At 54.8% G+C, this 4,390-nt stretch carries 4 protein-coding genes and 2 pseudogenes; 5 read left to right on the top strand and 1 reads right to left on the bottom strand.

From position 1 onward, the window contains the following. Both ACP5J3_RS11275 and ACP5J3_RS11280 read left to right on the top strand, forming a co-directional pair. Positions 1-1,006 (top strand): annotated as a pseudogene (locus ACP5J3_RS11275) (hypothetical protein); the annotation flags it as partial. Positions 1,007-1,008: 2 nt separating this feature from the next. Continuing rightward, positions 1,009-1,515 carry a hypothetical protein gene (locus ACP5J3_RS11280; RefSeq protein WP_428495784.1) on the top strand — a complete coding sequence of 169 codons (507 nt, stop codon included), beginning with the start codon at positions 1,009-1,011 and terminating at the stop codon, positions 1,513-1,515. A 740-nt stretch (positions 1,516-2,255) separates the two neighbouring features. Here ACP5J3_RS11280 and ACP5J3_RS11285 read toward each other — a convergent pair. Further along, positions 2,256-2,942, bottom strand: a complete 687-nt coding sequence (locus ACP5J3_RS11285) for a glycerophosphodiester phosphodiesterase (protein ID WP_428495785.1) — start codon at positions 2,940-2,942, stop codon at positions 2,256-2,258. 52 nt (positions 2,943-2,994) lie between these two features. Between ACP5J3_RS11285 and ACP5J3_RS11290 the strand changes: the two genes are divergently transcribed. The 3 genes and pseudogenes from ACP5J3_RS11290 to ACP5J3_RS11300 all read left to right on the top strand — a co-directional run. Then, entirely contained in the window at positions 2,995-3,156 is a 162-nt protein-coding gene (locus ACP5J3_RS11290) for a hypothetical protein (protein ID WP_428495786.1), read from the top strand. Beyond that, complete coding sequence (locus tag ACP5J3_RS11295; protein WP_428495787.1) at positions 3,143-3,880, top strand: HesA/MoeB/ThiF family protein; 738 nt, start codon at positions 3,143-3,145, stop codon at positions 3,878-3,880. Before ACP5J3_RS11290 ends, ACP5J3_RS11295 begins: the two co-directional genes overlap by 14 nt. 114 nt (positions 3,881-3,994) lie before the next feature. Continuing rightward, positions 3,995-4,390: pseudogene (locus ACP5J3_RS11300) on the top strand (helix-turn-helix domain-containing protein); the annotation flags it as partial.

Raw genomic sequence — 4,390 nt, forward strand, 5'->3', positions numbered from 1 at the left:
GTACTGCCCGATGCTACTAGTTGAATATTATATAAACGGCGTATATTACGAGTCAACTCTTATAAGCCCAGTTTCTGGAATTAACACAGATTATCAATGTAGATACAATGTGCCTTCGAAAACTCTCCAAATAAAGCCGAGAGACTTTGCCATGTCGAAAGCTACTTCTCAAGGTGGTGGAATTTCTGTTTCAGTAGTCTACATGGCGTTTGGAAGTAGTGTCACTATTAGCTTTTCTAACAGACTCCAGATACAATATGACAGGTGGTTAGAGCCATTTCACTCGCGCTACATAGATTACGGAACCGGATTACCCTACTTAGAGTGGGGAGCTCTACTTCTCTACAATACCTTGCAAATACTAGGCCCAATTAATAACACGTCTGTGAATATTCTAACAGAAATAAGAGCTAGAACCGGTGAACTTGTGATATCCCTCGCTCACAACCAGATGGATCCCAGTTTTCATATCTGTGGCGCCGAGTGGGTGATAACAGCGCCAGTAGATAGCCAAGCGGCCTACATTTATTACGACGGTTCTTCTGTACAAGAGCCTTGGTGGTCCTCCATGGGGCGGAGGGTTTTAGATGCAGTAGACTGGCTATTGACCTTTGCACAGGGCGATAGAGCGACTATGGCATCAATTGGAGTTAAGGTAGTGTATGATGTAATCAGCGCTGCCACCCCCCAAGTATCCATAACTAGCAGTAATGGAGTATATACAATAAGATGGATAAGGGGATGGGCTGATCCCATTCCGTCAACTGTCGTGCTGAGGCTAATGCGTGCATCAGTCCCAGCGACTAGTCCTGCGTATGCCGAATGGAGGTATTTTAGAGAAGGTAGGCCAAGTGTACTGGGTTGCATTCTCTCCCCATTTTATTATGTCGTAAACACAAATATGTACCTGCCACCAAGATCGCTAAGTAGCAACAGTCTGGGTTCACAATTAGTATGGAGTTGGCGCGGCCAGACTAATTTGATATCAGAGGTGATAATTAGCTAATTGTGACTATCCCCCGCACTGTATTGGCCAAAATACTTTTTCTTGCCTCTTTCACCTGGACCCTACTCTTAGCCTATTTAGCCAGCGACGGCAGTTTCTACCCACTCGGCGCTGGGATGTTCCTAGCTGGTTTGTACCTTATGCTCGTGGGATTAATCTTTTTCTTCCGCGGCATACCGCAACTACGTAGGCGGCTTTTAGAGGCGGCAATTGTTGTCCTTCTCTTCGTCTCTTTCTACCTCTTTCCACCTCTTTCCCTGGCGGCTATCCCCACGCTGTTTTTCATTTTACTAATGCCCCTATACCTAGGCCTTAGACACGGAGTATTTTTTGACATATTACACGTGGCCTTGTGGCTGATGTTATCCGCGGGGCTGGGGGCTGTCCTCTATTGGCCAATGCCAAAGGTCTTCTGGGCCCAAGTCTTAAGCGCCGGCGTCTCCTCTCTCACAGCTCACTACATACTCCTCAAGATCTACCCCCGCCTCAGGAAGAGGCAAAACTTATAAGATTGTAGATATATCGAACACGTATTCCCGTTGCTGGTAGTATTGGGAATGCAAGCCGTTGCCTAAAGCCCACCTAGGGAGTTGTTTTGCATAAGCGGGAAAGCTCCGCCTCGCGAGAATTCCAACGTAGTACGTGGCGCTCAGCGCCTTTATATTCTACGGCGATTAAAAGGCTAGAGACGTGCAACGGGAGGATCGACTTGTCTAAGGCTTTCAAACATTGAGAACATTTATCGCAGGAGGCTGGGGACGCGGCGAGGTAGCTCGTTTCACTATCCTTCTCCCAAAGAGACGAGAGGAGAAGAGACCAGACTGAGTAGGTCTGGTGGACAGCGGCCCCCGTGGCGGGGGTATAAGAAACCTCAGCTCGAGGCCGGAACTCAATAAGTCTCGACTCTTTAGCTACCGGCCCGCCTTCTAGCTGTACAAACTCACCACAAGCCTCAAGCACCTTACACCTGCTTCTCGACGATTTTCGACATCCCAGAAGACACACAGCAAGCGGCCGTTGTGCCCGATTGGAGCCAACTACCGGCACTTATCAATACACTGTGGTACATAACCGGAAAACTTTACAGAGGCGTAGCGACCGTCAGCACTCGGCAAACTCCTCACAGATCAGGCGAGGTCTCCCACACATCACAGGTGAGAATCGGAGGGGTATAAAAAATACTACACATCCACACCCTTCAGCCGGCGTAAGGAGTTCGCCGGATTGCGTTCGGGTCGGCCGGCGGCTGTCAGCGCAGCTTTGTATCTCTTATCTTCTCCACGTCGTCTGTGGCGACTCCGTCTACCCCCCTCCGCCAGAGCTCCGCCGCGGTTGTGGGGTCGTTGACAGTCCAAGCCACGACGTATAGACCCAGCTTGTGGGCGAGGGCTATGGCCTTCTCTGTGGCGAGGGGGTAGCGGGGAAGGGCTATGTGGCACCCCAGCTTCTTTGCGTCTACCACGCGGCCCGGCGGCTTGGCGTATACCAGCCCCTTGTAGCCCTCCACGGCTTTTAGAGCGTCGTCGTGGAAGCTGATGACGGCCGCCCACCTCCCGGCGCCGGCCTCCCTAATTACTCTCTGCACGGCGGCGGCGTCTTCGGGGTGCTTCACCTCGACGAAGAGCCCGGCGCGCTCCGCCACGGCCTCGATGGCCTCTCTCAGCGTGGGCACCCGGTAGCGGCCCTTCTCCACCCTCCTCACCTCATCCCACGTGGATGTCCTCACGTTGAGGGGCACGCCGAAGGTGCGCTCCAGCGTGTCGTCGTGGCTGAGCACCACCACGCCGTCCGCCGTGGTCTGGACGTCCACCTCCACCACATCGGCGCCGTGTCTAACCGCCGCCTCTATCGAGGGGATGGTGTTCTCCAACTCCCTCGCGGGGAACCCCCTGTGGCCAACCACCACCCGCTTCCTCAACAGCTCCAGGATATCCATAATACCCCCTCCCAAACCACAAATTATATATCTTTATGACGTCTCAATACCTATGGGCTTCTTCTCTGCCCTCAGGCTAGCCCTCCTGGGGTTGCTGGTGGTGGCGGTGCTGTCCCCCGCGGCCGGCGCCTCCTTCTTCAAAAAGGCGGTGATGGCGCTGGTCGGCCTCTGGCTATTGGCAACCGCCTATTTTAAGGGGGATGAGGCTTCTTGATAGGTACAGCAGGCAGATCCCGGTAATAGGCGAGGAGGGGCAGGAGAGGCTTAGAAAGACCTCCGTGGCTGTGTTCGGCGTGGGGGGCCTGGGCACCTTGGTGGCCCGCTACGTGGCAGGCGGGGGGTTCAAGAGGCTGGTCCTCGTGGATTTCGACACTGTGGCGCTTTCGGATATACACCGGCAGATTCTCTACACCACCGACGACGTGGGGAGGCCCAAGGCCGAGGTGGCGGCGAGGGTTTTGTCGGCGGTGAATCCCGAGGTTGAGGTGGTGCCTATTGCAGAGGCCATATCTCCAGACCTCGCAGAGCGGGTCGTGGGGGAGGTTGACGTTGTGGTAGACGCCTTGGATAACTGGGCGTCGAGGCATGTGGTGAACGCCGCCGCCGTGAGGCGGAGAAGGCCTTTGATACACGGGGCGGTTCAGGAGTGGTACGGCCACGTCACCACGGTAATTCCAGGCGAGACGCCCTGCCTCGAGGATTTGTTTGGGCGGTTTAAAACACTGCCTGCGTGCGCCGCGGGGTTCTGCCCCGTCCTGGGGCCGGCCGTCGGCGTAGTTTCTTCAATAATGGCGCTGGAGGTTTTCAGAACGGCGCTGGGATCCCCCGCGCTGGCTGGGAAGCTACTGGTAGTAGACCTCAGACACATGGCCTTCGACACGATAGAGCTCCAGCGCAACCCCGACTGCCCCGTCTGCGGGGCGGTAGCCGATAAGTAGCAGAGCAGGGGGGTAGGGCGACGGGGGAATGGAATTTGCCCCCTTTGGGCGGCGGAGGCCGCGGCTTCTGTGTAAAAGAGATTAAAGTTATAAATCGGATGCATGGTGGAGTCTATGAGGCTCACGCCGGCGCAGAGGCTTGTGCTTTACTACATGGCTTTTGAAATGGTGTACCACGGCAAGAGCTGGTTTACTTTTGAGGACTTGGCTAGGGGCACGGGGCTGGCTACGAGAACTCTGAGGGCGGCTCTGGTGGCGCTTAGGAGGCGCGGCTTCATTGAAAGCTACATGGTGCCCGGCGGGGGGAGGCGCCTCCTCCACAGATTAAGATTTGACATGCTTGTCCCCGAGCCAGATCTCCAGGGGGTGTACCTAATAGATGCCGCAGGCGACGTGCTAACTCCAGACGCCTTGGCTGTTTTAAGCAGAGCAGATGTTGTTCTATACACTGACAACGTTAATTTGAAAAAGTTGGAAAGCGTGGCTAAAAGACTTGAGCCCTTTAGGGGC

The sequence above is a fragment of the Pyrobaculum sp. genome, from assembly GCF_049971835.1.
In the GTDB taxonomy this organism is placed as follows: domain Archaea; phylum Thermoproteota; class Thermoprotei; order Thermoproteales; family Thermoproteaceae; genus Pyrobaculum.

What these genes read in the sequence shown, in the direction of transcription:
- ACP5J3_RS11285 (WP_428495785.1), bottom strand. Translation starts at nt 2,942, where the DNA reads ATGGATATCCTGGAGCTGTTGAGGAAGCGGGTGGTGGTTGGCCACAGG.
- ACP5J3_RS11290 (WP_428495786.1), top strand. Translation starts at nt 2,995, where the DNA reads ATGGGCTTCTTCTCTGCCCTCAGGCTAGCCCTCCTGGGGTTGCTGGTG.
- ACP5J3_RS11295 (WP_428495787.1), top strand. Translation starts at nt 3,143, where the DNA reads ATGAGGCTTCTTGATAGGTACAGCAGGCAGATCCCGGTAATAGGCGAG.